The organism is Streptomyces marianii (genome assembly GCF_005795905.1).
Lineage (GTDB): Bacteria > Actinomycetota > Actinomycetes > Streptomycetales > Streptomycetaceae > Streptomyces > Streptomyces marianii.
Map to the genome: position 1 here is coordinate 5,350,652 of NZ_VAWE01000001.1, position 25,044 is coordinate 5,375,695.

General features: G+C 72.0%; 23 protein-coding genes and 2 pseudogenes. 15 read left to right on the plus strand and 10 right to left on the minus strand.

Going from position 1 to position 25,044, the window contains the following annotated elements; translation table 11 throughout:
• The first annotated feature begins 91 nt into the window (after positions 1–91).
• Positions 92–559 (plus strand): thioredoxin-dependent thiol peroxidase, encoded by a 468-nt coding sequence (gene bcp / locus FEF34_RS24135; RefSeq protein WP_138055005.1) that lies wholly within the window; start codon positions 92–94, stop codon positions 557–559.
• A 212-nt stretch (positions 560–771) separates the two neighbouring features.
• Here the strand turns inward: bcp and FEF34_RS24140 are convergent, their stop codons facing one another.
• Positions 772–2,076, minus strand: a complete 1,305-nt coding sequence (locus FEF34_RS24140) for an SGNH/GDSL hydrolase family protein (protein ID WP_138055006.1) — start codon at positions 2,074–2,076, stop codon at positions 772–774.
• Between the two features lie 108 nt (positions 2,077–2,184).
• Between FEF34_RS24140 and FEF34_RS24145 the strand changes: the two genes are divergently transcribed.
• On the plus strand, positions 2,185–3,894 hold the full coding sequence (locus FEF34_RS24145) for a DUF445 domain-containing protein (RefSeq protein WP_138055007.1): 1,710 nt from the start codon (positions 2,185–2,187) through the stop codon (positions 3,892–3,894).
• Positions 3,895–4,168: 274 nt separating this feature from the next.
• Here FEF34_RS24145 and FEF34_RS24150 read toward each other — a convergent pair whose 3' ends face one another.
• The gene (locus FEF34_RS24150) at positions 4,169–4,399 is read right to left on the minus strand and encodes a hypothetical protein (protein WP_138055008.1); all 231 of its coding nucleotides are present in this window, start codon (positions 4,397–4,399) and stop codon (positions 4,169–4,171) included.
• 36 nt (positions 4,400–4,435) lie between these two features.
• On the opposite strand from FEF34_RS24150, the gene FEF34_RS24155 reads away from it, so the two are divergent.
• Both FEF34_RS24155 and FEF34_RS24160 read left to right on the plus strand, forming a co-directional pair.
• Positions 4,436–4,879: an SRPBCC family protein gene (locus FEF34_RS24155; protein WP_138055009.1), complete on the plus strand. Its 444-nt coding sequence runs from the start codon at positions 4,436–4,438 to the stop codon at positions 4,877–4,879.
• 62 nt (positions 4,880–4,941) lie between these two features.
• A complete protein-coding gene (locus FEF34_RS24160; protein ID WP_138055010.1) occupies positions 4,942–5,208 on the plus strand; it encodes a DUF1876 domain-containing protein in 267 nt (88 codons plus the stop codon).
• A gap of 202 nt (positions 5,209–5,410) precedes the next feature.
• Here FEF34_RS24160 and FEF34_RS24165 read toward each other — a convergent pair whose 3' ends face one another.
• The 4 genes and pseudogenes from FEF34_RS24165 to FEF34_RS24185 form a co-directional block, all read right to left on the minus strand.
• Positions 5,411–5,698, minus strand: a complete 288-nt coding sequence (locus FEF34_RS24165; RefSeq protein ID WP_171053071.1) for an acylphosphatase — start codon at positions 5,696–5,698, stop codon at positions 5,411–5,413.
• A 110-nt stretch (positions 5,699–5,808) separates the two neighbouring features.
• On the minus strand, positions 5,809–6,261 hold the full coding sequence (locus FEF34_RS24170) for a hypothetical protein (protein ID WP_234042542.1): 453 nt from the start codon (positions 6,259–6,261) through the stop codon (positions 5,809–5,811).
• Positions 6,262–6,869: 608 nt separating this feature from the next.
• Positions 6,870–7,388: pseudogene (locus FEF34_RS24180) on the minus strand (DUF3427 domain-containing protein); the annotation flags it as partial.
• A 48-nt stretch (positions 7,389–7,436) separates the two neighbouring features.
• Positions 7,437–8,441: a tetratricopeptide repeat protein gene (locus tag FEF34_RS24185; protein ID WP_138055011.1), complete on the minus strand. Its 1,005-nt coding sequence runs from the start codon at positions 8,439–8,441 to the stop codon at positions 7,437–7,439.
• A 201-nt stretch (positions 8,442–8,642) separates the two neighbouring features.
• Between FEF34_RS24185 and FEF34_RS24190 the strand changes: the two genes are divergently transcribed.
• From FEF34_RS24190 to FEF34_RS24205, 4 genes are all read left to right on the plus strand, one after another.
• The gene (locus FEF34_RS24190) at positions 8,643–9,350 is read left to right on the plus strand and encodes a class E sortase (RefSeq protein ID WP_138055012.1); all 708 of its coding nucleotides are present in this window, start codon (positions 8,643–8,645) and stop codon (positions 9,348–9,350) included.
• 272 nt (positions 9,351–9,622) lie between these two features.
• Entirely contained in the window at positions 9,623–9,934 is a 312-nt protein-coding gene (locus tag FEF34_RS24195; RefSeq protein WP_138055013.1) for a DUF6412 domain-containing protein, read from the plus strand.
• 118 nt (positions 9,935–10,052) lie between these two features.
• Positions 10,053–10,808: a YidC/Oxa1 family membrane protein insertase gene (locus FEF34_RS24200; RefSeq protein WP_138055014.1), complete on the plus strand. Its 756-nt coding sequence runs from the start codon at positions 10,053–10,055 to the stop codon at positions 10,806–10,808.
• 151 nt (positions 10,809–10,959) lie between these two features.
• On the plus strand, positions 10,960–11,820 hold the full coding sequence (locus tag FEF34_RS24205; protein ID WP_138055015.1) for a fumarylacetoacetate hydrolase family protein: 861 nt from the start codon (positions 10,960–10,962) through the stop codon (positions 11,818–11,820).
• 125 nt (positions 11,821–11,945) lie between these two features.
• Here the strand turns inward: FEF34_RS24205 and FEF34_RS24210 are convergent, their stop codons facing one another.
• Complete coding sequence (locus FEF34_RS24210) at positions 11,946–12,431, minus strand: heme-degrading domain-containing protein (RefSeq protein WP_138055016.1); 486 nt, start codon at positions 12,429–12,431, stop codon at positions 11,946–11,948.
• Complete coding sequence (locus FEF34_RS24215) at positions 12,428–13,552, minus strand: Gfo/Idh/MocA family protein (RefSeq protein ID WP_138055017.1); 1,125 nt, start codon at positions 13,550–13,552, stop codon at positions 12,428–12,430. The genes FEF34_RS24210 and FEF34_RS24215 overlap by 4 nt, the downstream gene beginning before the upstream one ends.
• Before the next feature lie 56 nt (positions 13,553–13,608).
• Between FEF34_RS24215 and FEF34_RS24220 the strand changes: the two genes are divergently transcribed.
• From FEF34_RS24220 to FEF34_RS24245, 6 genes and pseudogenes are all read left to right on the plus strand, one after another.
• Complete coding sequence (locus tag FEF34_RS24220; RefSeq protein ID WP_138055018.1) at positions 13,609–14,808, plus strand: ROK family transcriptional regulator; 1,200 nt, start codon at positions 13,609–13,611, stop codon at positions 14,806–14,808.
• 405 nt (positions 14,809–15,213) lie between these two features.
• Positions 15,214–16,068, plus strand: a complete 855-nt coding sequence (locus FEF34_RS24225) for a hypothetical protein (RefSeq protein ID WP_234042544.1) — start codon at positions 15,214–15,216, stop codon at positions 16,066–16,068.
• Positions 16,069–16,717: 649 nt separating this feature from the next.
• Complete coding sequence (locus FEF34_RS24230; protein WP_138055019.1) at positions 16,718–17,497, plus strand: HAD-IIA family hydrolase; 780 nt, start codon at positions 16,718–16,720, stop codon at positions 17,495–17,497.
• Positions 17,498–17,602: 105 nt separating this feature from the next.
• Complete coding sequence (locus FEF34_RS24235) at positions 17,603–18,337, plus strand: hypothetical protein (RefSeq protein ID WP_138055020.1); 735 nt, start codon at positions 17,603–17,605, stop codon at positions 18,335–18,337.
• Positions 18,338–18,343: 6 nt separating this feature from the next.
• A pseudogene (locus FEF34_RS24240) lies at positions 18,344–19,012 on the plus strand (class F sortase); the annotation flags it as partial.
• Between the two features lie 242 nt (positions 19,013–19,254).
• A complete protein-coding gene (locus tag FEF34_RS24245; protein ID WP_199800696.1) occupies positions 19,255–20,256 on the plus strand; it encodes a glycoside hydrolase family 6 protein in 1,002 nt (333 codons plus the stop codon).
• Positions 20,257–20,330: 74 nt separating this feature from the next.
• On the opposite strand, the gene glxA is transcribed toward FEF34_RS24245, so the two are convergent.
• Together glxA and FEF34_RS24255 are read right to left on the minus strand one after the other, a co-directional pair.
• Positions 20,331–22,283, minus strand: a complete 1,953-nt coding sequence (gene glxA / locus FEF34_RS24250) for a radical copper oxidase GlxA (protein WP_138055022.1) — start codon at positions 22,281–22,283, stop codon at positions 20,331–20,333.
• Positions 22,280–24,214 carry a glycosyltransferase family 2 protein gene (locus FEF34_RS24255; RefSeq protein WP_138055023.1) on the minus strand — a complete coding sequence of 645 codons (1,935 nt, stop codon included), beginning with the start codon at positions 24,212–24,214 and terminating at the stop codon, positions 22,280–22,282. Before FEF34_RS24255 ends, glxA begins: the two co-directional genes overlap by 4 nt.
• 281 nt (positions 24,215–24,495) lie before the next feature.
• On the opposite strand from FEF34_RS24255, the gene FEF34_RS24260 reads away from it, so the two are divergent.
• Positions 24,496–24,960 carry a helix-turn-helix domain-containing protein gene (locus FEF34_RS24260; protein WP_138055024.1) on the plus strand — a complete coding sequence of 155 codons (465 nt, stop codon included), beginning with the start codon at positions 24,496–24,498 and terminating at the stop codon, positions 24,958–24,960.
• The last annotated feature ends 84 nt before the right edge of the window (positions 24,961–25,044 follow it).

Genomic DNA, 25,044 nt, shown 5'->3' on the forward strand with positions numbered 1-25,044 from the left:
TCGACAGTCTGTCAGCTCGACGCCGACCGCACCCAACGGCACCCCTACTACGCTCGGTGCCGTACGCCCACATCCCTGAGGAGAACCGAGAATGAGCGAGCGACTCCAGCCCGGCGACACCGCCCCGGACTTCACCCTGCCCGATGCGGACGGCAACGAGGTCTCGCTCGCCGACCACAAGGGCCGCAAGGTCATCGTGTACTTCTACCCGGCGGCCCTGACCCCGGGCTGCACCAAGCAGGCCTGCGACTTCACCGACAACCTGGACCTGCTGGCGGGCGCCGGCTACGACGTCATCGGCGTGTCCCCGGACAAGCCCGAGAAGCTCGCGAAGTTCCGCGAGAAGGAGGAGCTCAAGGTCACGCTCGTCGGCGACCCGTCGAAGGCGGTCCTGGAGGCGTACGGCGCGTTCGGCGAGAAGAAGCTCTACGGCAAGACGGTGACGGGAGTCATCCGGTCGACGGTCGTCGTGGACGAGGACGGCAAGGTCGAGCGGGCGCTGTACAACGTGAAGGCCACCGGCCACGTCGCGAAGATCATCAAGGATCTGGGCCTCTGAGGCCACGCCGCCGGCCGGAGTCCCCTCACGCGCCGGGCCCCGGCCGGCGGCCCCGCGACGGCTGCTCCCCGGCCGCCCCCGGGGCAGCTGCTCCCCGGACTCCGTACGGGGCAGTAGGGCGGAGCCGGACTCCGTAACCGCGCGCCGAGGCGGTCCGGCCCATGGCGCATGGCGGGGCGGCCCGGTTCCCACCGCGCCGACCCGCTCCCGTGTCAGAGGCGGGCCGCCGCCCGTTCGCCTATCAGCACGGGGAGATCCACGCTGCGCGCCATCCGCGCGTACCCCGCGTCGTTGGGGTGCAGATGGTCCCCGGAGTCGTATGCCGGGTGCAGCTGCTCCGGGGCGTACGGATCCCTCAGCGCGCGGTCGAAGTCGACGACGGCGTCGAAGACGGTGCCCGCGCGGACGGCCTCGTTGATCTCCTGCCGGGCGGCCTCCAGCGCCGGGCTGTAGCGGGGGTGCCCCTCGAACGGCATGAGCGTCGCCCCGACCACCCGAAGTCCGCGTGCCCGCGCCCGGTCCGCGAGGTTCCGCAGCCCGGCCGTGATCCCCGCCGGGTCCGCCGTGCCGGCCGGGCGGAGGAGGTCGTTGACCCCCAGGGCGATCACGACGACCCGGGCGCCCGGCCGGTCGAGCACATCACGGTCGAGACGGGACAGCCCGCTCGGGCCGATGCCGTCCCGGAGGAGCCGGTTGCCGCTGATGCCCTGGTTGACGACGCCGTACCCCCATCGACCCGAGCGCAGTCGGTCGGCCAGGTGGTCGGTCCAGCGGCGGTCGGTGTCGGGCGTGGAGCCCGCTCCGTCGGTGAGCGAGTCGCCGAGGGCGACCACCGTGCCGCGCGCGGCCGGATTGCGGACGTCGACGGCCGTCAGGTAGTGCCAGGAGGAGGTGCGCAGGGTGTAGTGCGCCGCGCCGGCGTCGCGGGTGCGGTCGCCCTCGGCCAGGTACGACGTCTGGCGCGCCCGCGCGTGCAGGGTGACCGTGCCCCCGCCGGGCGCCGGGACGAAGAGGGTGACGAGGAGATGCCCGTCCTCGGGGACGGCGAGGAGGGCCGGGTCGCCGACGACGTGCCCGCCCGGGGGCACCGTGACGGACCGGTGTCCGCCGAAGAGCACCGGCCGAAGGCTGCCCGGGACGGCGGCCGCGCCCCCGGCGGCGACGGCTACGGAAGCGCGGCCTATGTGCAGGGGCTCGGTCCCGTAGAGGTTCGACAGGGTGATCCTGGCCTCGCCGCCGCCCATGCTGGTGTGGACGACGTTCCGTACGGAATGCCCGCCTGCCGGGGCGACTCCGGCCTTTCCCGGTGCGGCGGACCAGGTTCCGGTCCAGCCACCCGTGCCCACGGCCTGCGCCGTCGTGTTGTCCGGCCGGCCGGCGGTCTTGGTGCCGGGAGCGGCCTGCCGCCGGTCGTCCGGGCCGACGAGGGAGAAGGTCGTGATGATCGCGCCGGAGATCAGCAGGGTCAGGGCGACGAGTGCGGCGAACAGGCCGTACCCGGCCCGCTGGTTTTTCATGAGCACATCATCCGATATAGCCGTGGGAACTCGACGTGCGCCCCGGGAGTACCACAGGTAGGGAGAAGGCGTACGGCCGTTGGGTAGGAGCGTCGCGTACGCGGACGGGTGGAGTCGATGAAGCGAACTGAACGACCTGAGCGCGAGGATCCGGCCGCCGGTCGTCCGGGCCCCACTCCGGATGCGCCGGACGGGTACGGCCCGGCCGCCCGCGCCCCCGCGCCGCCGTCGGCGGGCGGGAGCCCGGACGGCGGCGCGGAGGGTGCCGCGTCCGCTCGGGGCCGCTCCGGGGACGGCGTCGCCGGACGTGAGGGGGCGCTGGGCCGAGCGGGTGACGAGGGGCGCGACGGGGGCGGCCGTGACGACGCCGACGGTGCGCGGCGCCGCCCCGCGGCGACCGGCGAGGCGGTGCGCGACGGGTCCCGGCCGGGACCCCGCGGCGGAAGCGGCGACGGACCGGGATCCGACGAGCCGGGCGGGGGCGGCCGGTCAGGGGCCGCGCCCGACGGGACCGCGACCGGCCGCGCCCGTCGGCCGCGGCCGGCACCGCTCGCCTCCTTCGCGTACACCGCCGCCGACGAGGAGAAGCGCCGCGGGGTGCGCCGGATGAAGGCCACGGCCACGGGTCTGCTGCTCCTCGTGGCGGTGATCTTCACGCTCGCCACCTGGGCCCGGAACTCCGGCATCGAGGGCTGGCCCGGCTATGTGGCCGCGGCAGCCGAGGCCGGGATGGTCGGCGCCCTGGCCGACTGGTTCGCGGTCACCGCACTGTTCCGGCACCCCCTGGGCATCCCCATCCCGCACACCGCGATCATTCCCAACAAGAAGGACCAGCTCGGCGCCTCCCTCGGGACCTTCGTCGGGGAGAACTTCCTCTCCGAGGACGTCGTACGGGCCAGACTGCGCGGCCTCTCCCTGGGCGGCCGGCTCGGCACCTGGCTCGCCGAGCCCGCACACGCCGACCGCGTCACCGCCGAACTGTCCACCGCCCTGCGCGGGGCGCTCGCCGTCCTGCGGGACTCCGACGTCCAGGCCGTCGTCGGCGAGGCCATCACCCGGCGAGCGGAGACCGTCGAGATCGCGCCGGGCATCGGCAAGACCCTCGACAAGATCGTCGCCGACGGTGCCCACCACCGTGCCGTGGACCTGGTCTGTGCCAGCGCCCAGAGCTGGCTGATCACCCACGGGGATTCCGTCATGGACGCCGTCCAGGGCGGAGCACCGGGCTGGACGCCGCGCTTCGTCGACCGGAAGGTCGGCGAGCGGGTCTACAAGGAACTGGTCCGGTTCGTCACCGAGATGCGTGACGCACCCAACCACCCCGCGCGCGCCGCGATCGACCGGTTCCTCGCCGACTTCGCCTCCGACCTCCAGGCGGACACGGACACCCGCACGCGGGTGGAGCGCATGAAGTCCGACTTGCTCTCCCGTCCCGAGGTGCAGGACATCATCGCGTCGGCATGGGCGTCCGTGCGCGCCATGATCATCTCCGCGGCGGAGGACGAGCGCAGCGAACTGCGGCTGCGGGCCCGTGCCTCCCTGATGTCTTTCGGCGCCCGGCTGGCGACGGACGGCAGACTTCAGCACAAGCTGGAGGGCTGGATCGAGAACACCGCGGTGTACGTGGTGACGACGTACCGCGAGGAGATCACGTCCCTGATCAGCGACACGGTCGCGAGCTGGGACGCCGAGCACACCTCGCGCAAGATCGAGGCACACATCGGTCGTGACCTGCAGTTCATCCGGATCAACGGCACGGTCGTCGGTGCGCTCGCCGGTCTGCTGATCTACACGGTGGCGCACACGCTCGGCGGATGAGCCGGCGCCGGGCGCGAGCGTGCGACGCGGCGCCCCGCGCCGCACACCCGGGGGAAGGCCGCGGGGGAGGGTCGTGTGTGTGGGGGAAGTGCTGGGTGCGCAACCGGACTCCGTCCGCCGGTTGCGCACCCAGCCACCATGGGGGAGTTGCCTATGAGTACGGACGGGCCGCCGCCCCCGTTCAACGTTCTTCGGGGCCGCTTTCGGCCATGTCCTCCGGGCTGCTTCCGGCCTGTCCCCGGTTCCGGGCGGCCGGGTCTCCCCGAACGCGCCCTCAGCCGGCCCGGCGGGTGACGGCCCAGGACACCAGCGCCATGCCGCCGGCCGCGGTGAACACCGCGGGCCAGGCGCCCGCCTTCCCGGCGGTGCGAGGACCGGCGTACGCGCGGCCGCCGCCGTCGAAGACCCCGTTCCCCACCGGCCGGTTGGCCGCCCACGGGCGGGTGGGGGAGACGCCCCCGGCCGGCCCGCGCACCGCGCCGGATCCGTTGCGGTGAGGCGCCACGGAACGCACCCTGGAGGGGAGAGGCAGGAGACCGTCATGCCCACTCTCGAGGAACAGATCGACATCACGGCGCCCGGTGACGTGGTCTGGAACCACCTGCACCAGGTCGAGGACTATCCGCAGTTCGTCGGAGGCGTGCGGGAGGCCCGGCGGGAGGGAGCCTCCGGCGTCCACATGGATGTGGAGACCGAGGCGGGACGGGCCTTCGGGCTCGACGCCGCCACGGACGATCTCCGTCCGAATCAGACGATGACCTGGAGGACGACGGAGACCCCGCACCTCAGCGGCTCCGTCTCGCTCCTCCCGATCGACGCGACCCACACGAGGATGCAGCTACGCATGGAGTACGACCCCGCGGAGGCGCACGACGCGTTCGGGGGGCCCCGGGGATTTGCCCAGTCGTCCGCGATCGAAAGGACCGTCCGGGCGGACCTCCACCAGTTCAAGGAGCTGGTGGAACGGGCACACCCCCGCACCTGACCAGCACAGTGCCCCGCGGTGGACGGGGCACCGACGGAACCGTACGGCGAAGGTGACCCGTCATGACGACGCAGCACTGGAACATCGACTTGTCGTTCGAGGAGGACGGGACGCGGACGGCCTGCAAGGCCTCCCTCAGCGGTCCCAACGCTCCCGGCGTCGAGGGCAAGGGCATAGCGCGACGCAATCCGGGCGACAGCCCGGACGCGAGGATCGGCGAGGAACTGGCGGCGGCCCGCGCCTGCTCCGAACTGGCTCATGAACTCGTCGGCCGTGCGGCGGCCGACGTCGAGAGCCACACCCACCGGCCGGCGAACATCGGCATGTGACGGCGGGCGATCCGCACCGGCCCCGCAGGCCGGCGGCGGGCCGACACCACGCGCCGGTGGCCGGGGAGCGACTCTCCGGCCACCGGCGCGTGACGCGACCGCCGGGTAGGGATCCGCCTCGCGGTACCCCCGGGAAGTCCCCGGTGGCGGCCGGGCGGGGACGCGGTAGCGGCCCCGTCGGGAGGGCCAGGGCCGGGGAGGGTCAGGCGCCGCCGCTGGAGCTGTGCCGTACCTCGAACCCCACGAGCCCCTCGGATTCCTCGTCGCTCACCTCCACCGCGCGCACATCGGCGGACGGCGGCCCTACCCGCGCCCACCGCAGGAGCGTCTCGACGGCGTCGGGACCTCCCTCGAACACGGCCTCGACCCTTCCGTCGGTCAGGTTCCGCACCCAGCCGGACACCCCGTGCTCCTCGGCGACCCGCCTGCACGTGTCCCGGTAGAAGACGCCCTGGACCACCCCGGAGACCACTACGCGCTTTCGCACCATGCCTCCGGATCGTACGAGCCGGTGGGCCGCGTCCGGCGGTGACGCGTCGCGCGCGGCGGCACGGATGCGGCCAGGCGGTCAGGCCCGTCGGGAGCGGGTCCCGGTGACCGTCAGTCCCACAGCTTGTACGTCACCTCGGGCGACAGGTGCTCGGGCCTGCTGCCGGGGAAGCTGAGGTGGAGCTGCCCGTAACGCTGCTGATCGGGGTTCTTCTCCCATGCCTCCGGGCGCTCGAACCTGACGTTCACCGGGTACGAGTGGAACGTGCCCGCGGCGCAGTAGGGCTTGCAGTCGTTGACCACGTTCAGCCCCGTGCCCACGGCGGACGTCGGACCCCACGACGACCACTTGAGCTCGGTCAGCCCGCTGTTGCCGTCCCCGCAGGCGATCAGGAACTCGCTCGGTCGCACCTGCGCCTTCATGAAGCAGTCCACGACCACGACCTCGTCACCGGGCTGCGCCGCCGCGGAGGGGGACGCCGAGGCGGTCGCCGGTACAAGGCCTACTGCGAGCGGCATCGCGGCGAGGATCATGGCCGCGGTCCTCAGCTTGTGTGTCTGCATGTGTGCTCCCAGCCGTCTCTCCCCGAGCCACCCGGCCCACCGTCCCCACGAACCCCTACCACGCAGCGCGGCCCCGCACCCCGCAGGGCATCCCGACAGGCGCTCCCGACCTCCTTCGAACGGTTGCTCCTGTATCGACGCTACGGCCGCACCGGGAGACCCACCACTTACGGCGGACGTGACAACCGCACAGAGCGGAACGCGCACCCGCCGCTCTCGGCTGGTCGAGGGGCGGGGAGGCGCCGGGGGGCCGGCGGGCTGCCATGAGCGCCCCCGGAAGGCGCCTGCCGCGCGCAGCGCTGGCCGCGGGTCGGTTCGCGGCGATGGCCGAGTAGGTCCAGACGTCGGCGGGCATCTGATGCCGAAGCCTCCACGTGATGCCCATCGGCCTGCTTCCCTTGTGCGTCACGTAGTCCGCGGGGCCGAGGAGCAGCCGGGGCTGAGGTCCGCCGATATCCGTCTTCTTGTAGCGGCGGACGAAGAGGAGGACGTGGCTTCCCAGCTCCTTGTGCGTCCGATAGCGAATGCCGGTGGGGGAGGTGTCCGAGGTCTGGTGCCTGGCCGAGGTCGTCAAGCTCGTCGTACGGCGGGGCGTCGTCCCCGAGGAGGCTCGTCAGGGAGCGCTCGATGACGCGAAGTCCGTGCCACTTCACGAAGGCGCAGAGCAGGTCGACGCCGTCAGCAGTCGCCAGCTCGGCCCGCAACTCGAAACCGAGGCTCGGGTCTTCGGGGGAGTTGGTGATGAGTGCCGTGTCGGACAGGGGCGTCGCCGGGCGGACGGTGTACACCCCCTGGGCTTCCCTCTCGGCGATCGCGAGCAACTGCCGGGGGCCGTCGGCGACGAGGTCGACCCACTCGCGAGCCCCGTCCACGGTGTTCATCGCTTCGAGGATGTGGTTCGCCGCGTGCACCCGATCTGCTGCGGGTGGCCGTTCCAGCACCAGCCTGGTCGTCTCCGCCACGTGACGAGCGATGACGTGGGGGGATGACTCGGGCCCCACGACGTCGTCCATCGCGTGCCATCGGCCGTCCGCTTCCAGGTCCTTGAGCCGGTTCTCCAGCCTCAAGGTGATCAACTGCTCGTAGAGCCCGGCAACCGGCTGCTCGGCGTTCACCGGCCTCGTCACCCGTCCCACTCCCCTGCGACCACTTCCCGGAGATACCGCCGACAGCGATCAGGGCCTGGCCACCCCGTGGCACCCCCCGTACGCCGCCCTCGACCCGCACCAGCACAGTGCCCCCTTCGTCGGGGGCCATGGCGTCGCCTTGCCGCGGGCAGCCAGTGTCGTGGCGTACTGGGGGAGGAGCGAGGCGTCCGCGGGGGAGGTGGCCTCCGAAGCGGCGAAGGCCTCGTAGGAGGGGACCGTGCCGGTGACGATGCCGAGGTTGCCCGTGCCCGTTGCCGCGAGGTCGCGCAGGGCGGACTCGATGGCGGTGAGATGGGCGTCGTGGGTCGGGTACTCCGAGGCCAGCGAGGGGTACGTGCCGAGGAGTTCGGTCAGTTCGGGGGCCGGCCAGTGGAGGACCGCGACCGGGAAGGGGCGGGACAGGGCGGCCCGGTAGGTGCCCAGTTCGGAGCGGAGACGGTCGATCTCGGCGCGGAGCTCCGCGGGGTCCGAGGAGCCGAGGGCCCACAGGCGCTTGGGGTCGTGGAGTTCGTCCAGGGGGACGGCCGCTGCGTGGAGGCGGTCGGCGAGGGTGTCCCAGTCGTCGTGCGGCAGCGCCAGGAGGCGGCGCACGCGGTGGCGGCCCGTCAGGAGGGACTGGGTCGAGTAGGAGGTCTCCTCGTCCGGGGCGATGAGCCGGGTGACCGCCTCGGTGAAGGTGGAGTGGGCCGCCTCGAGTTCGTCGTGGGCCTCCAGCGTCTCGGCGACGATCTCCCACGGTGCCGCGTCGTCCGGTGCCGCCGTGCGGATGCCGTCGATGAGCGTGCGTGCCTCCGCCTCGTGGCCGTACTCCCACAGGTTGGCCGCCTGGAGCGCCTTGATCAGGTGCGAGTTGTCCGGATCGTCGGCGAGGAGGCTGTCGTACAGGCCGCTCGCACGGGCCCGGTCGCCGGAGAGCTCCAGGTGTGCCGCGGCCTGGAGCAGCAGCGGCTCACGGTCCTCCGGGTACTGCTCCGCTGTGCGCAGCAGGCGCTCGGCTTCGGCGGTGTGGTCGGCAGGCGTGTCGGGGCGCATGCAGCACACCGTACTGCTGTACGGGGCTTCGCAGGGGCCTGGTGACTTGGAGGGGCTGCCCCTATCGTGCGCCCCGTGCGGGAGCGGAGGCCGCGGCGGGGAGCCGGGCGGATACCTGTGGTCGTACAGGGGCGGCGGACACGGGCGTGCCGGGTGGGTGCCCGGGCCGGGCTCGCCCGCGCGCTCTGGGCCGGTGCCGAGATGACCGTGACCCTGGGCGTCGTGGTGCTCCTGCTTGTCGTGCACCAGCTCTGGTGGACCAACCAGCAGGCCAAGGAGGGCGCCGCACGGCAGGTCGAGGCGCTGGAGCGGGAGTGGGTACGGACGCCCGGGCCGGATGCCGGGGCCGGGTCGGGCGACGGCACGGGCCCGGCTGCGGGTGCGGGGCAGGGCGCACCGGACCGGGGTGCACCGAGCGCCGGAGCTGGGAGGGGTTCCGTGGAGGCGGCGCCCCGCCGGGACCAGGCGTACGCCGTGCTGCGCATCCCGCGGCTCGGCGTCGTCGCGCCCGTCGCGCGGGGCGTCGCCAGGCGGGGCGTGCTGGACGAGGGGTACGTCGGGCACTATCCGCGGACGGCGGAGCCCGGGCAGGCGGGAAACTTCGCGGTCGCGGGGCACCGCAACACCCATGGCGAGCCGTTCCGCTACATCAACCGGCTGCGCAAGGGCGACCGGATCGAGGTGGAGACCCGCACCGGCGTCTTCACCTACGTCGTGGACAAGCAACTGCCGCAGACGTCCGCGAGTGACGGCGGGGTGATCGCGGCCGTGCCGCGGAGCGCGGTCCGGCCCGGTTACGGGTACGGCGAGCCCGGCCGTTACGTGACGCTGACGACGTGCACGCCCGAGTACACGTCCGAGTACCGGCTGGTGGTGTGGGGAAAGCTCGCCGCCGTGCGGCCCCGGTGAGCCACGCGCCGCGCCTGGCGGCCCGGCGCGGGCGGCCGCGGGCGCTCGGGGAGGGCCCGTGCCCGTCGCCGGTCTTTCCGCGGGCCGGGCATGAGGTGCGTCGTCGAGGTTTTCCACAGGGAACCCGGAGGACATTCCGCTCGTGTATAACGAGTGGAGGTTCGCATCACTCGTAGGGCCGCACAGCCATCGCCGTAGGGCCGCACAGCCATCGCCGTAGGGCCGCACGGCCACCGCGGCGAGCGGGGCGGGGACGCAAGGGAGGGGCACGCATGGCCGGTCAGACCTGGCGTGTGCTGAGGCCGCTCGCGCTGCTGCTCTTCATCCTCGTCGAGGTCTTCGTCGCCGAGGGCATCGGACTCTCCACCGCCGTGGCCCTCGCCGCCACCGCGGCGGCCGGTGCCGCGCTCGTCGCCTGTGCGCTGATCCTCTCGCGGTCGGTGCCGCGGGTGCCGCCCACCCGCATACGTACCGCGCTGCGTGATCGCGAGCAGCGCACGGCGTTCCTGCCGCAGCGCGATCCCGACTCCGCGGGCCGCTGTCGGCCCAGGGCTCCCGGTCGTCCCTCGACGACGGCCGCGTAGGGACGCCACCTCGCCCTGATCCTTCTCACGCGTGCCCCCTCGGGAGCGTGTGTCCCTTCGCGGGTCGTCATGCCGACATATCCGTTCTTCCCGGCACGACGAGACCCGGAGGGCCTCCATGTCCGCACTCACGTCCCTGTTCGCTTCTCTGGTCGGCTGCCTCGCCGACCTGGTCCAGCCGCTGTTCCACACTTCCGCCGCCGCCGCGGCGATAGTCCTGTTCACCGTGCTGGTTCGGCTGGCCGTCCACCCGCTGTCCCGCGCGGCGGCTCGGGGGCAGAAAGAACGGGCCCGGCTCGCGCCGCAGATGGCCGAGCTGCGCAGGAAGCACGGCGAGGACGCGGAGCGGTTGCGGCGTGCCGTCCTGGAACTGCACACGAGGGAGAGGGTCTCGCCGCTGGCGGGCTGCCTGCCCGGACTGCTGCAGCTGCCCGCGTTCTTCCTCATGTACCACCTGTTCTCCAGCTCCGGGATCGGCGGGGAGGCGAACGAGCTGCTCGGGCACAGCCTGTTCGGTGCCGAGCTGGGCGGCCGGTGGGCCGACGCGCTCGCGCAGGGCGGGGTGTTCGGGCCGGCCGGGTCGGTGTACCTCGTGCTGTTCGGGATCGTCGCCGTCGTGGCCACGTTCACGTACGTGCGGACCGGGCGGCAGCTCGCGGCCGCCGGTCCGGCCCGGCCGGAGCAGGCGCTGCCGGGGATGGGTGCGATGACGAAGGTGCTGCCGCTGATGTCGTTCGCGACGCTGATCACCGTCGCCGTGGTGCCGCTGGCGGCGGCGCTCTATGTGGTGACCAGCGCGACGTGGAGCGCGGTGGAAAGGGTGTTCCTGTACCGGGACGCACCGGCTGCGGGGGCGCTGACTACCGTCGGGTAACGGTCCAGGTTGTGAACAGGGTCTTGTGGGCTGTCCTGTTCTCTTGGAGGATCAGCCAAACCTCCGAAGAAGCCGCACCTTCCCCTCCGCCGCACGCGGGGACTCCTCAAGCGGGGCCACCTCGACGACAGGGACCACAGGGAGAACAGAGATGAAGCTGCTGCGTGTCGGTGAAGCGGGTTCGGAACGCCCCGCGCTGCTCGACCGGGACGGGACGACGCTGCGAGACCTGTCCGGACTGGTGCCGGACATCGACGGGGCGCTGCTCGCCGACGAGGAGGCGCTCGACCGGATCCGGTCGGCCGCGGAGGCCGGGGAGCTCCCGGTGCTCGACGCCGCCGGGGAGCGGATCGGCCCGCCGGTCGCCCGTGTCGGCAAGGTCGTGTGCATCGGGCTGAACTACCACGACCATGCGGCGGAGACCGGCGCGGCGCCCCCGGCCGAGCCCGTCGTCTTCCTCAAGGCGTCAGACACGGTCGTCGGACCCGACGACACCGTCCTCGTGCCGCGCAACAGCGAGAAGACGGACTGGGAGGTCGAGCTCGCGGTGGTCGTCGGGCGTACCGCGCGCTGTCTGGAGTCCCACGAGGAGGCGCTGGCCCACATCGCCGGCTACGCCGTCGCGCACGACGTCTCGGAGCGGGAGTTCCAGATCGAGCGCGGCGGCACCTGGGACAAGGGCAAGAACTGCGAGACGTTCAACCCGCTGGGACCCTGGCTGGTGACCCGGGACGAGGTGCCGGACCCGCAGGCGCTGCCGCTGAAGCTCTGGGTCAACGGTGAGCTGAAGCAGAACGGCTCCACCGCCGACCAGATCTTCCCCGTCGCCGAAGTGGTCCGGTACGTCAGCCAGTTCATGACCCTGTACCCGGGGGACGTCATCAACACCGGTACGCCCGCCGGTGTGGCGATGGGGCAGCCGGAGCCCAAGCCGTATCTGCGGGCCGGTGACGTCGTCGAGCTGGAGATCGAAGGGCTCGGACGCCAGCGCCAGGTGCTGAAGGACGCGTAGGCCGCACGGTCGGGGAGCCGTCCGGGGAGGCGCCGCACGGGCGGGGGCGAGGAGGAGGGAAGAGCGGGGCGAGGAGGAGAAGGGTCGCGGAGGGGGTGCGGGGGATTCACCCCCTCCGCGGGTCCTCAGGAGGCGAGGAGGCGCTCCAGTGCCTCCACCACCATCGCGTGGTCCTCGACCTGCGGAAGGCCGGAGACCGTGACCGTGCCGATGACGCCGGCGCCCTCGACGCGGACCGGGAACGATCCGCCGTGCGCCGCGTACCGGTCGGGATCGAGCCGGGACGACTCCTCGAACGTCGTGCCCTTGGCGCGGAACCTGCTGCCGACGAGGAGCGAGCTCTCGCCGTAGCGCTCGACGACCCGCCGCTTGCGGTCGATCCAGGCGTCGTTGTCCGCCGACGACCCGGGGAGGGCGCAGTGGAACAGCTGCTGGCCGCCGCGACGGATGTCGATCGCGACCGGAGCCTGCCGCTCGCGCGCCAGTTCGGCCAGCGCCGAGCCGAGGGCCCAGGCGTCGTCGTGGGTGAACCGGCGCAGTGTCAGACGCTCCTCCTGTGCCTCGAGCACGGCTATCCCGGGGAGGCCGGGCTGTGCACCGCCGCCGCTCACGCGCCGAGTTCCACGGTGACGCCGTCGCGGGCGGAGCGGCGGGCCGCCTCCAGTACGTCGAGGGCGTCGGCCGCCTCGTACGCGGTGACCGGCGGGGCGGTGCCGTCGCGCAGGGCGGCGGCGACGCCGGCGTAGTACGCCGGGTAGTCGCCGGGCAGGGTCTCGACGGGGTGCCCGCCACCCGTCAGCGGCGACTCGCCGGAGCCCAGGCGCCCCCACCGCTCCTGCGGCTCCCGGCCCCACGGCCGGCCCGGTTCCGGCCGGTCGCCGTCGCGCAGCGCGGCCTCCTGCGGGTCGAGGCCGTACTTCACATAGCCGGCGGCCGAGCCCAGGACCCGGAAGCGGGGGCCGAGCTGGGCGGTGGTGGCGCTCACGTAGAGGTGCGAGCGGACGCCTCCGGCGTGCGTGACGGCGATGAACGTGTCGTCGTCGGTCTCGGCGCCCGGGCGGCGTACGTCGGACTCCGCGTACACGCGCACCGCCGGCCCGAAGAGGGTGAGGGCCTGGTCGACGACGTGGCTGCCCAGGTCGTACAGGAGGCCGCCGATCTCCTCGGGGGCGCCCGACTCGCGCCAGCCGCCCTTGAGCTGTGGGCGCCAGCGCTCGAACCGGGACTCGAAGCGCCGGACCTCGCCGAGCTCGCCGTCCTCGAGCAGACGGCGGAGGGTGAGGAAGTCGTTGTCCCAGCGGCGGTTCTGGAAGACGGACAGCAGCAGGCCGCTCTTCTCCGCGAGGTCGGCGAGCGCCCGGGCCCCGGCGGCGGTCCCGGCGATCGGCTTGTCCACGACGACGGGGAGTCCGGCGTCGAGGGCGGCGGTGGCGACCGGGACATGCGTCTTGTTGGGAGACGCGACGACGACCAGATCGAGCTCGTCCGCGCGCTCCCACAGCCCGTCGGCCGTGGCCGCGAAGCGGACGTCGGGGAACTCGGCACGTGCCTGGTCCCGGCGCTCCTCGCTCGACGTCACGACCGTGTCGAGGACGAGGCCCTCGGTGGCCGCGATGAGCGGGGCGTGGAAGACGGAACCCGCCAGGCCGTAGCCGACGAGTCCGACACGGAAGGGCGTCCCGGCCGGGGTGGGATTCCCGGTCGCGGCGCCGATGCCAGTGCTGCCAGTCATGGGCCCCACTTAAGCAACGCTGTTTCCAAAGTGCAAGCGCACCGCACAATGGCGGGGTGAAGTGGAGCAACGCGGGTGCGAATCTTCCGGTACTGCGCAGCCACAACGCGGCGCTGGTGCTGGATCTGCTGAGGGCGGCCGACGAGGACGGGATCAGCCGGCTGGAGCTGGCCGAGCGCACCGGACTCACGCCCCAGGCCGTCAGCAAGATCACGGCGAGGCTGCGGGCGGACGGGCTGGCGACCGAGGCGGGCCGTCGTGCGTCCACCGGCGGCAAGCCCCGTACGGTCCTGCGCCTCGTCCCGTCCGCCGCGCACGCCGTGGGGCTCCACCTCGACCGCGACGAGCTGACGGCCGTCCTCGTGGACCTCGCCGGCACGGTGGTCGCGTCCGGTACCCGGGCGCTGGACCTCGCTGGTGCGGTGCCCGACGTCATGTCGGCGGCGACCGGCGAGGTGCGGGCGCTGCTGGCGGGCGAGCCGGAGCGGGTGCTCGGCGTCGGGGTCGGCATGCCGGGTCCGCTGGACCACTGGAACGGGGTCCCGGGCCGAGTGACCGGCGCGCCGGGGTGGGCGGGCGTCCCGCTCCGCGACGAGCTCGCGGAACGGCTCGGCCTGCCGGTCGTCCTGGACAAGGACACCAACGCGGTTGCACTGGCACTCGCGTTGCGGGGGCGACCGGAGGCGGGGTCCGGGGGTTCCGGTCCGGCGCCCGGGCCGATGGGCGGTGGCCCCGTCTCCGCCGCCGGCGGCTCCGCCCCCTCCGCATCCGCTACCGGCGCCACGGCCGCGCCGGGGTCGTTCGCCTATCTCCACCTCGGTACGGGACTGGGCGCCGGGCTCGTGATCGGCGGTGTGGTGCACCGGGGGGCGCGCACCGGCGCCGGCGAGTTCGGGCACCAGGTCGTGCGGCTCGACGGCCCGGTCTGTCCCTGCGGCAACCGCGGCTGCATCGAGGCCCTGTGCCTCGCGGCCGTCGCCCGCGGTGAGCTCGGTGAAGCGGCCAGGATCCTGGGCACCGGGGCGGCGAACCTCGTACGGCTGCTCGACGTCGACCAGGTGCTGCTCGGTGGGCGTACGGTCCTCGCCGACGTGGAGACGTTCGTCCGGGGCGTCCGCGCGGTGGTCGGCGACGGGGCCGTCCACGTCGCGCGGGCCGAGACCGGCGCCCACCCCGTGGCGGAGGGGGCGGCACAGCTCGTGCTGGCCCCGCTGTTCGGGCGTGCGGAGGCGACGGGTTCCGCCAACCGGGCGTAATGGTGTGATTTTCAGGTCGCGAGGTGGCGTCGGTACCCGGCGGGCGGGCGCGCGCGTGGCAGCGTCGCTGCCGACGCCGCCCACGCTCGCGATCTGCTGAGGTTCCCCATGTGCCTGCGCACCGCCCTCGCCGCCGGAGCCGTCACGGCCGCCCTCGTCCCGGTCGTCCTGGCGGGACCGGCCCCAGCGCACCCCCCGCAGACCCCGGGGCCCGTACCGTCGGCGCCGGGGACGGCCGCACCACCTCCCGCACCGCCCCGTACGGGCGCTTCCCAGTCCGTACCGCCCCGCACCGGCCGGCAGCAACCCGCCCCGCCGGGGTCCGCTCCGGCCGTCCGGCGTACCCCGCCCCGGCGCCTCCCACCCCAGCCCGTGCCGCCCGCGTCCACCGTGCCGCAGCCCCTCGTGCCCCAGCCCCCGGCACCCCAGCAACCCCCGGCGGCGCCCGTGCCACCGGTTCCGCAGCCCGCCGTCCCCCAGCCCAACGCGCCGCAGTCCGGTGCGCCGAACGTCGCATCGCCCGCGGCACCCGGCGGAGCGCCCCTCCAGCAGCAGCCGTCCTGCGGCGATCTGAACGCGGTCGAGTTCCCGGTCGCCACCCGCATCGTGCGGGGCCCGGAGGAGTACCGGGCCGGCGGCGGCGCCCAAGAGTTCTCCGTCGAACTGTCCAACACCACGGCCCAGCCGTGTCTGAACATCCACCCCGTGGTCGTGCTCGCCGGCCAGGGCCGGGCCATCCAGCCGGACCGGGTCCGGCTGGAGTTCTTCGACGGCGCCGCGCGGATGTGGCGGACCGTCACCATCGAGAACACGGACCAGGGGGAGGCCGTCGGCGCCTTCGGCGCGGGCTCGGGCGGGTTCGCGGGCCTGTCGCTGCCGGCCGGCGGCACGTTCTCCGTACGGGTACGGCTCGCCTTCCCCGACCGCACCACGACCCCCGACACCGTCGTCGCGAACGCCGCCGTCGTCCAGCGCCGGGGGGCGGACGGGGACTGGGTGGGGGAGTCCAACGACTACCGTTTCGCCATCGTCGCGCCCGAGCCCACCGGCCGGCCCTCGGAGTCCACCGCCGAACCGGAGGCGGCCCGGCCCCGAACCCCCGGCGACGGGTCCGGCGAGGACGGCACCGCCCGGCGGGAGGCGCACGAACTCGCCGCGACCGGTACCCGTCCCTGGCACTCGGTGGGTATGGCCACGGCCGGTGGTGTGCTCCTGGCCGGAGCGGTGGTGCTCCTCATGCTCCGGCGCCGGTCCCGGTAGAAGAGCGCTTTCACTCGATGCCGGCTCCTCTCGCTCGTGATCACCATCTACGGCTGGAGTAGTAGCCCCGAGGCATTCCACGGCAAGGCAGGTGTGCAACTGCCGAATCTGGGGCTGCTTCGCGACGCGGACGCGCCTGGACTGCTCAGCCTCAGAAGCGGCTGGTGCGCGGCTGCGTGCGGGGCCGAATCACCCCGCATGTCGGCATCGGTCAGAGAAGAGTCCCTTGAAGCGGCCCCAGCCGGCGGTGGCGATTCCGACTGTGGAGCGGCACGCGCCGGTGCCGGTGTTGCGCAACAGCCGCCCCCTGCGCTTTCCGGGAGATCAGAGCAGGCTGTCCGTCGGGGCCGACAACTGGTACTGGGGGATCGACGGGGTCAGGGTCACGGCTTCCTGACTAGTGCCGCATCAGGCAACGTTCGCCCCGTCGCGGCGCCCGGCACGGCGACTCGCGGCGTTGCCGAATCAACGGAGTAGGCCCACTACGAGGTCGATCCGGCGCCTTGCGATTCACCGCACCGGACGCCGCTCCTTGACGGGCAAACCTTGCCTGACGCGGCACTAGGCTGGAGGGCGCCGGTACATCGTCGTGGCGGCGCCCCGTCAGCACACCGCACCTCGCACTACGCGTACGGCAGGAGTCCGCCTCATGGCAGAGCGCAAGCCGATCGAATCCTGGCTCACCGACATGGACGGTGTCCTCATCCACGAGGGAGTGCCGATTCCGGGCGCCGACTCCTTCATCAAGAAGCTCCGGGAGAGCGACAAACCGTTCCTCGTCCTCACCAACAACTCCATCTACACCCCTCGGGACCTGCACGCCAGGCTGGCGCGGATGGGTCTGGACGTCCCGATCGAGAACATCTGGACGTCAGCGCTGGCCACCGCCAAGTTCCTGGACGACCAGCGCCCCGGCGGTACGGCGTACGCCATCGGCGAGGCGGGGCTGACCACCGCCCTCCACGAGATCGGGTACGTCCTCACCGACCAGGATCCCGACTACGTGGTCCTCGGCGAGACCCGTACGTACAGCTTCGAGGCGCTGACGAAGGCGATCCGGCTGATCAACGGCGGAGCCCGCTTCATCAGCACCAACCCGGACGAGACCGGGCCCTCCGCCGAGGGCCCGCTGCCCGCGACCGGATCGGTCGCCGCACTGATCACCAAGGCCACCGGCAAGGACCCGTACTTCGTGGGCAAGCCGAATCCGCTGATGATGCGGGCCGGGCTGAACGCCATCGGGGCCCACTCCGAGTCCAGCGCGATGATCGGCGACCGGATGGACACCGATGTGCTGGCGGGGCTCGAGGCGGGTATGGAGACCTTCCTCGTACTGACCGGTCTGACGGCGCCCGCGGACATCGACCGCCACCCCTTCCGGCCCTCCACGGTGGTCGACTCCATCGCGGACCTCGTGGACCGGATCTGACCCGGTCAAAGGCCCGGACGGCCTCGTGGCACTGACCCGTCCGGGGCCCCTGGAGATGCGGAACTGGGCGGAACGCGTGAATCTCTTTACACCAGGAGGTTCACAATGCGTTCAGTTCCGATTGCTCTCCGTGTCGTAGGGGCGGCCGCCGGATTCCTGATTCTGGCGCCCGTCCCGGGTACCGCGCACGCGGAGGAAGGTGCCCGGCCCCCGGACACGGTCCACCCCGTCAGAGCGGAACCCGGGAGCGAGGTGCAGGACGGCCGGGAGAGCGGTGCCGTGGACCGGCTCCAGATCGTCACGCTCACGCCGCCCTCCCGCTTCCAGCCCGACGACAAGCAGGGCGAGGAGGAGAACGGCAAGCAGGACCGTGAGGGCCGGGACGGGAAGAAGGACGAGGGGTCCCGGGACGGGAAGAAGGACGACGGGAAGAAGGACGAGGGTTCCCGCGACGGGAAGAAGGACGACGGGAAGAAGGACGAGGGTTCCCGCGACGGGAAGAAGGACGACGGGAAGAAGGACGAGGGTTCCCGCGACGGCAGGAAGGACGACGGGTCCCGGGATCACGGGGACGGCTCCGACGACGGCTCCCACGAGGGAGACGGCCCGGAGGACCTGGTCGAGGACCCCGACCCGGCCGAGAGCCCCGTCGCCCCCGTCCGCGCCGGTGGCGGCGGCGCCGCCGAACGACTGGCCGCGCAGAGCGCCAAGTCCGCCGACACCCAGGGCCCCGGCACGCCGCACACGGTGATCGGGCTGCTCCTGGCCGGAGCGGCGGCCGTCGCCGTGGCCTTCCGCAGCGCCCGCCGCCGGCGCGTCGGCCCCCCGGACCGGGACTGACCTGCCGTGCCTTCCGGCGACGAGGCGCCTCCGGGCAGCGGCCGGCTGCTCACCGGCGTGGCCTGGGCGGTCCTGCTGATGGGCCTGTGGTTCTGGGGCCGTGAGGCCAGCGACGGTGCCGGTGGCTCCTCGGCCCCCACGACGGGGGACGTGGCGGCGGTGGGCCGTCCGCTCGGCGTGCCACTGCCGCCCGCCCGGGAGCCGCTGGCACCGGCCGGGCCCACCAGGGTGGACATTCCCTCGATAGGGGTCTCGGCCCCCGTCGTCGCCCGCGGCCTGGACACGACGGGCGCGGTCGAACCGCCGCCGTTCGCCACCCCGGACGCCGTCGGCTGGTTCGGCACCGGAACCCGGCCCGGTGCCGAGGGCGCGGCGCTGTTCGTCGGCCACGTCGACACCAGGACCGAGCCGGCGGTCTTCTACGGCCTCAGCGCGGCCCGCCCGGGCGAGTCGGTCAAGGTGACCCGGACCGACGGTTCGGTCGCCGTCTTCACCATCGAGGACGTCCAGGTCGTCAGCCGGGACCGGTTCGACGCCCGGAAGGTGTACGGGGCGCACCACCCGGGCCGGGCCGAGCTCCGGCTCATCACCTGCGGTGGCACCTACGACAAGAAGACCGCTTCGTACACGGCGAACGTCGTGGTGTCCGCGTACCTCACGGACGCGCGCGGCATCTGAGGCCCGCTGGAAGCGGCGTTCGGGGCCGCCGGGGCCGCGCCGCCGGTCGCGGTCCGGGACATCACGCACGAGAGCGCACCTGCCGCCCCCGGCCGTGTCCGGCGGGGAGGCACCGCGGCCTCGGTTGCCTCGTGGTCGGCGGACCGCGTGTGTCAGGATGGAGCCGGCCGGGCTCGTTCCGGCAGCGGGGCGCCTGGGGGGTGGTCCGGCATGTACCACAGTGCACCAAGGGGGAGCGGATGTACGGCAGTCGAGTCGGGCGCGCCCGATGGACGGCGGCCGCGATGGGGGCCGTTCTGCTGGTGGCGGGATGCTCCTCCTCGGACGGCGACGGCGACAAGCCCGCGGCGCAGCAGCCCAAGGCTACGGATCCGTACTGGGTGAACCCCGAAGGGAACGCGGCGAAGCAGGTGGCGTCGTACCTCGATGACGGCGACAGCTCGAACGCCGAGCTGATCAGGAAGATCGCGGCCCAGCCGGTGGGGGAGTGGATCGGCCCCGACGACCCGGAGGGCGAGGCGCGGGGGTACACGGAGGCCGCCGCGAAGGCGGATCGCGACGCCCTGCTGGTCCTCTACAACATCCCGCACCGGGACTGCGGTCAGTTCTCCAAGGGCGGTGCCTCGGACGGCGACGCCTACCGCGCCTGGGTCGACAAGGTCGCCGAGGGCATCGGCGACCGCCGGGCCACCGTCGTCCTCGAACCGGACGCCGTGCTGCACCTGGTGGACGGCTGCACCCCGCAGGAGTACCACCAGGAGCGGTACGACCTGCTGAAGGGGGCCATCGAACGGCTCGGGCGACTCCCGGCGACCAAGGTCTATCTGGACGCGGGCAACGCGGGCTGGGCGGACCCGGGCTCCCTCCCGGATCCGTTGCGCCGGGCCGGCATCGACCGGGCCGACGGCTTCGCGGTCAACGTCTCCAACTTCCAGACGACCGAGGCCAGCAAGGACTTCGGCCGCAAGCTCTCCGCCAAGGTCGGTGGGAAGCACTTCGTGGTCGACACCAGCCGCAACGGCAACGGGCCGTACACGCAGGGCGATCCGAAGGAGAACTGGTGCAACCCGCCGGGCCGCGCCCTGGGCGAGGAGCCCACGACGAAGACCGGTGATCCGCTCGTCGACGCCTATCTGTGGGTGAAGCGGCCGGGTGAGTCCGACGGTGACTGCAAGGGCGGTCCCAAGGCAGGCGACTGGTACCCGGAGTACGCGCTCGAACTGGCCCGCAACAGCGAGTAGCCCTACACACGACGGCGAAGGGGGCTCCCACCGCGGGAGCCCCCTTCGCCGTCGTGTCCGTTCGCCGTCCCGTCCTACGGGACCTCGACCCAGACGGCCTCCGACGGGGTGCCCTTGTCGTCCGTCACGAACAGCATGTACCAGCCGGACGGGACCAGGGAGCGGTTCTCGGGCACGGTGACCTCGAAACCGCCCGCCGTCTTCGTCATCTCCAGCGCGATGGACCGCTGGTCGACATCGGTCACATGCGTCACCGCGCTGGGCCGCATCAGCTTCGCCGACTTCAGCTTCGCCGCGTCCGGACTCTTGAAGGTCGCCGAGCCACCGCGCGCGATCTTCTTCGGGCCGGCGCCGATCTCCGGCCGGGAGTCCCGGAAGAGGTAGGGCGGGGTGTAGATCTCGATCCGCTGCTCGAAGACGCCGGGCTTGGTGTTGGCGTCGTCGCCGAAGAGCGAGTCGGAGCCGAAGATCATCACCCGGCCGTCGGGCAGCAGCACCGAACCCGAGTGGTAGTTGCGGCCGACCCGGGGGTCGGCGATCCGTGTGTACTCGCCCGTCTTCGGGTCGTAGGTGCGCGCCTGGAGGATGTTGGAGCCGCTGCGGCCCCGATAGTCCTCGGAGCCGCCGGTGACCAGGACGCTGTCGTCCGGCATCAGCGAGGCGCTCGGGTAGCGCGTGCCCTTGTCGAGGGAGGCGCCGTCCTTGAAGCGGGGCTGCGGGTCCTTCAGATCGACCAGCCGGGACTTCTCGCTGGACTTCTCGGACTCGCCGACCCCGCCGCCGCCGATGACCATGAACCGCTGGTCCTGGGCGGGCGGCAGCATCACGGTCGCCGAGGTCTCCATCAGGTCCGGGTCGCTCAGCCCGGGCACCTTGGTGAACTTGTTGGTGTCCAGGTCCCAGATCCCGGGGTCACGGCCGACGTCCGCGGGACCGTATCCGGCGTTGGAACCGGAGTAGAAGAGCTTCCCGTTGTCCATCAGGAAGATCGCCGGGTAGGTCGGGAAGCGCCGCTCGAAGCCGGTGTACTCCCACTTCTTCGTCTTCGGGTCGTAGATCTCGTCCTTGCCCGGGACGATCTGGCCGATCTCGTCCAGGCCGGACAGGGACAGGACCCTGCCGTCCTCGAGCGTGGTGAGCGTGGGATACCAGCGGGCCTCGTTCATCGGGTCGACGGTGATGTACTTCTCCGCGACCGGGTCGAACTCGTAGGCCTCCTTGATGCCCTGGAAGTCCTTCTTGTCGAGGGCGAGCTTCTGCGCGATGCCGTAGACGTTCCGGTTGTCCGAGCCCTTGAGCCCGTGCACCCGGTAGTTGTCCTCGGTGCCGGTCTCGTACGACCTCCCGGACTTCGAGGCCTCGACGTAGATCCGGCCGAGACCCGCCTCGGTGCGCAGGAACCGCCCGGTCTCCTTGTCGAAGACCTTCTTCGCCTTCTCGACGAGGACCGGGTCCTTGGAGACGAACGTCTTGCCGTTCTTCTTGCCGGTGAACTTGGTGCCCGCGGGCAGGGTGATCGGCTTGTCCGGATCCTCGTTGTGGACGATCATCAGGCCGCCGGCCTTGGTGACGTCACCCTGGAGCTTCTCGTACCGCTTGGTGCCGCCCGCGACCAGCAGCTTGCCGTCGGGCAGCTGGGTGTGCCCGGCGCAGAACATGTCCTTGGGCGTGGGTATGTGCTTGAAGTCGTTCGTCTTCGGATCCCACAGCACCGACTCGAACTTCTTGGCGTCGAAGTTCTTCTGGTTGTTGCCGGAGCCGGCGATCAGCAGCACCTTGCCGGTGTGGAGCAGGGCGGCGTGGATCGTGTTGATCTTGTACTTCTCCGGGACGTCGAGGAAGTCCCAGTGGCCGTTCGCCGCCTTGTACTCGGGCCGGTTGATCTTGTACTCGTGGTACTGCTCCGAGCCGTACCGGTACATCGCCGGTCCGTTGAACCCGGCGATCGCCGCCACGACCGCCGCGCCGATCAGGATCCGTCGGGCCCGGTTCTTCCGGTGGTTCGGCCGGACGGGAAGTGTGCTCATTTCTTACGTCCCCCAAGGGCGATCTGCATGGTCTGGTCCGCGGGGGCCCACTGCTGCTCATGGGCGGCAGGGGGCACGGCCTCGGAGGCCCCGCCGCCCGTCCCCGGCTTCGCACGGCGCCGCCCCCTCCGCTTCCTCTTCTCCTCGCGGATCGCGTACCGCCAGGCGAAGACGGGCGCCGCGGTGATCAGCAGGGCCAGGCCGGCCCAGGTGATCATCGCCGGGTGGTCGTGCCCGAACCAGAACGAGGAGACGAGCGAGCCGCCGAAGACCAGGATGAAGAAGAGGTGGATCCGGAACGTGCCGAAGAGCGTGTCCGGGCTGGAGGAGTCGCCCTTGGGCGTCACCACGAACTTGCTCTTGCGGCGCAGCGCGGCGTCCATCAGGGAGCGGGCATAGATCGGCGCGGAGAGCGCGGACATCACCATGCCGGCCAGGCCGCCGGAGCCCTCGGGCTCGTGGGGCGACACGTTGTGGCGGCGGTTCCAGATGTAGAGGCCGATCTGCAGGGCCGAGGCGTTGCCGTACAGCATCATCCAGATGGCCGGGTCGATCTGCACGCCCGAGGCGCCCATGCCCAGGAACAGCGCACAGCTGAGGGCCGCCAGGATCCAGTTGAGGGCGGACATCGGGTAGAAGATGATCATCATCGTGTAGTTGAAGAGCTTTCCGGCCGGCAGTGTGCCGAAGCCCTTCCAGTACTGCTTGAGGATCGTCTCGTACGTGCCGCGGGACCAGCGCAGCTGCTGGGTGAAGAAGTCGGTCCAGGCGGACGGGCCCTCACCGACGGCCAGGACGTCCGGGGTGTACACGGACCGCCACTTGTTGCCGGTGCCCGGATTCTTGGCCCGGTGCATCTCGAAGCCGGTGGCCATGTCCTCGGTGATCGAGTCGTACAGGCCGCCGATCTGCTTGATGGCGCTGATGCGCACGGCGTTGGAGGTGCCGACGAACATGGGGGCGCCGTAGCGGTTGCCGGCGCGCTGGATCAGGGCGTGGAAGAGGAACTGCTGGGACTCCGCGGCCTTGGTGACGAAGGTGTCGTAGTTGCCGTAGACCTGCGGGCCGATGACGAATCCGACGTCCGGGTCGCGGAAGTACCCGAGCATCCGCTCCAGGTAGTTCGGCAGCGGTACATGGTCGGTGTCGACGGACGCGAAGAAGTCGTAGTCCCCGCCGTGCGCCTCGAGCCAGGCGTTGTAGTTGCCGTGCTTGGTCTTGGCCCGGTGGGCGCCCTTCTCCTGGTTCCACTTGGCTACGCCCTTGCGGGAGAAGTGGTGGACGCCGAGCCGTTCGCAGACCTCCTTCACGGCCGGGTCGTCGCCCTCGTCGAGCAGCCAGACGTGCATCAGCCCGCGGTGGCGGATCTTCACGGCCGCCTCGAGCGTCTTGGTCACCATCTCCAGGGGCTCCTTGCCCGGCACGAAGGAGGTGAGGAAGGCGACGCGGGTGCCGGACTCCGGCACGACGGGTATCGGATCGCGGGCGACGAGTGTCGCGTGTGCGTTCGACAGGACGTTCATCGTGCGGAAGAGCTCGATCAGGCCGATCGAGACGAGCATGACGACGTCGAGCCACAGCAGCAGCTCGTTGTCCAGATTGGGGTCGCGCTCCGTCCAGTGCTGCGGCTGCATCAGCCAGGCGAACAGACCCAGCGAGACCAGCGGCGCGGCCCCGAGGAGCAGAGCGGCGCGGACGCGGTGCGGCTCCTGCGACAGCAGCGAGCGGTACTGCACCTTGTACGGTTTCGACGGGTTCGGCTGGGTCAGGGGACCGGCCAGCCGGCTGTAATGCTCGTAGTCGTACCTCGGCAGCGCCTTCCTGGGGCGCAACCGGTGGCCTCCCGTCCTGAGCTGCGGGGGAACCCGAAGCTGCGTGGTCCGGGAAGGGTCGTCGTCCTGCTGCCGGGCGCCGTTCGGCGTCGACGTCATCTTTCATCCCCCCGCACGCCTGCTGGCTGCGTGATCGATCGGTGGTGTCCGGACCGGGGCTCCCCTGGGCCAGCCGGCACCGGACGCATCACTGGCAGGCCACCGTATCCGTAGACATAAGACGATGGTCTTCCGGTTGCATGATAGGCGTGCCGAGTGTTTGTCCCATCGCTCCGGCTGAGATGTCCGATTACATTGGACGCCCGTCTCTCGGTCGCCTCCCCGTGTAGTCGTTGACGGCGGTTTGGCCAACCGGTGTCTCAGCGGGAAGAATCCCCCGCGTGGCCAACGCACTGCAGGAATTGGTGAAGATCCGGCTGGAGCAGCAGGGCTGGTCCTACGGCGACGTGGCCCGGCGCGGCGGCATTCCGCGTTCCACCGTGCACCACCTGGCCACCGCCGAACGCGTCACCCGTATGCCGCAGCAGGCCACGCTCGAGGGCCTGGCCAGAGGACTGGAACTGCCCCTGGACTCCGTCCGCAGGGCCGCGGCCGAAGCCTGCGGAATCCACCTGTACTTCGAGGAGACCCCCGGCACACCCGCCGACCCCGAGGTCGCCACCCTCATCGCCAGCGTCCAGCAGCTCTCCCCGGCCGACCGCCGGCACGTCACCGCACTCGTCGAATCCCTCCTGCGCAACACCGGCGCAGACACCGGCGCAGACACCGGCACACGCACAGGCACCCCCACGGGCCACGACACCGACCCCCACCCCGGCACGAACCCCCACCCCGACACCGACTGAACCGGGCCCCGGCGACAACCGTCCCCACCGCAGGGCGTCGACGGGCCGGGTGTCCGGATTCCGGTGCGCGCCGGCGAGGTGCGG

What these genes read in the sequence shown, in the direction of transcription:
- bcp (WP_138055005.1), top strand. Translation starts at nt 92, where the DNA reads ATGAGCGAGCGACTCCAGCCCGGCGACACCGCCCCGGACTTCACCCTG.
- FEF34_RS24140 (WP_138055006.1), bottom strand. Translation starts at nt 2,076, where the DNA reads ATGAAAAACCAGCGGGCCGGGTACGGCCTGTTCGCCGCACTCGTCGCC.
- FEF34_RS24155 (WP_138055009.1), top strand. Translation starts at nt 4,436, where the DNA reads ATGCCCACTCTCGAGGAACAGATCGACATCACGGCGCCCGGTGACGTG.
- FEF34_RS24160 (WP_138055010.1), top strand. Translation starts at nt 4,942, where the DNA reads ATGACGACGCAGCACTGGAACATCGACTTGTCGTTCGAGGAGGACGGG.
- FEF34_RS24165 (WP_171053071.1), bottom strand. Translation starts at nt 5,698, where the DNA reads ATGGTGCGAAAGCGCGTAGTGGTCTCCGGGGTGGTCCAGGGCGTCTTC.
- FEF34_RS24170 (WP_234042542.1), bottom strand. Translation starts at nt 6,261, where the DNA reads ATGCAGACACACAAGCTGAGGACCGCGGCCATGATCCTCGCCGCGATG.
- FEF34_RS24185 (WP_138055011.1), bottom strand. Translation starts at nt 8,441, where the DNA reads ATGCGCCCCGACACGCCTGCCGACCACACCGCCGAAGCCGAGCGCCTG.
- FEF34_RS24190 (WP_138055012.1), top strand. Translation starts at nt 8,643, where the DNA reads ATGACCGTGACCCTGGGCGTCGTGGTGCTCCTGCTTGTCGTGCACCAG.
- FEF34_RS24195 (WP_138055013.1), top strand. Translation starts at nt 9,623, where the DNA reads ATGGCCGGTCAGACCTGGCGTGTGCTGAGGCCGCTCGCGCTGCTGCTC.
- FEF34_RS24200 (WP_138055014.1), top strand. Translation starts at nt 10,053, where the DNA reads ATGTCCGCACTCACGTCCCTGTTCGCTTCTCTGGTCGGCTGCCTCGCC.
- FEF34_RS24205 (WP_138055015.1), top strand. Translation starts at nt 10,960, where the DNA reads ATGAAGCTGCTGCGTGTCGGTGAAGCGGGTTCGGAACGCCCCGCGCTG.
- FEF34_RS24215 (WP_138055017.1), bottom strand. Translation starts at nt 13,552, where the DNA reads ATGACTGGCAGCACTGGCATCGGCGCCGCGACCGGGAATCCCACCCCG.
- FEF34_RS24230 (WP_138055019.1), top strand. Translation starts at nt 16,718, where the DNA reads ATGGCAGAGCGCAAGCCGATCGAATCCTGGCTCACCGACATGGACGGT.
- FEF34_RS24235 (WP_138055020.1), top strand. Translation starts at nt 17,603, where the DNA reads ATGCGTTCAGTTCCGATTGCTCTCCGTGTCGTAGGGGCGGCCGCCGGA.
- FEF34_RS24245 (WP_199800696.1), top strand. Translation starts at nt 19,255, where the DNA reads ATGTACGGCAGTCGAGTCGGGCGCGCCCGATGGACGGCGGCCGCGATG.
- glxA (WP_138055022.1), bottom strand. Translation starts at nt 22,283, where the DNA reads ATGAGCACACTTCCCGTCCGGCCGAACCACCGGAAGAACCGGGCCCGA.
- FEF34_RS24255 (WP_138055023.1), bottom strand. Translation starts at nt 24,214, where the DNA reads ATGACGTCGACGCCGAACGGCGCCCGGCAGCAGGACGACGACCCTTCC.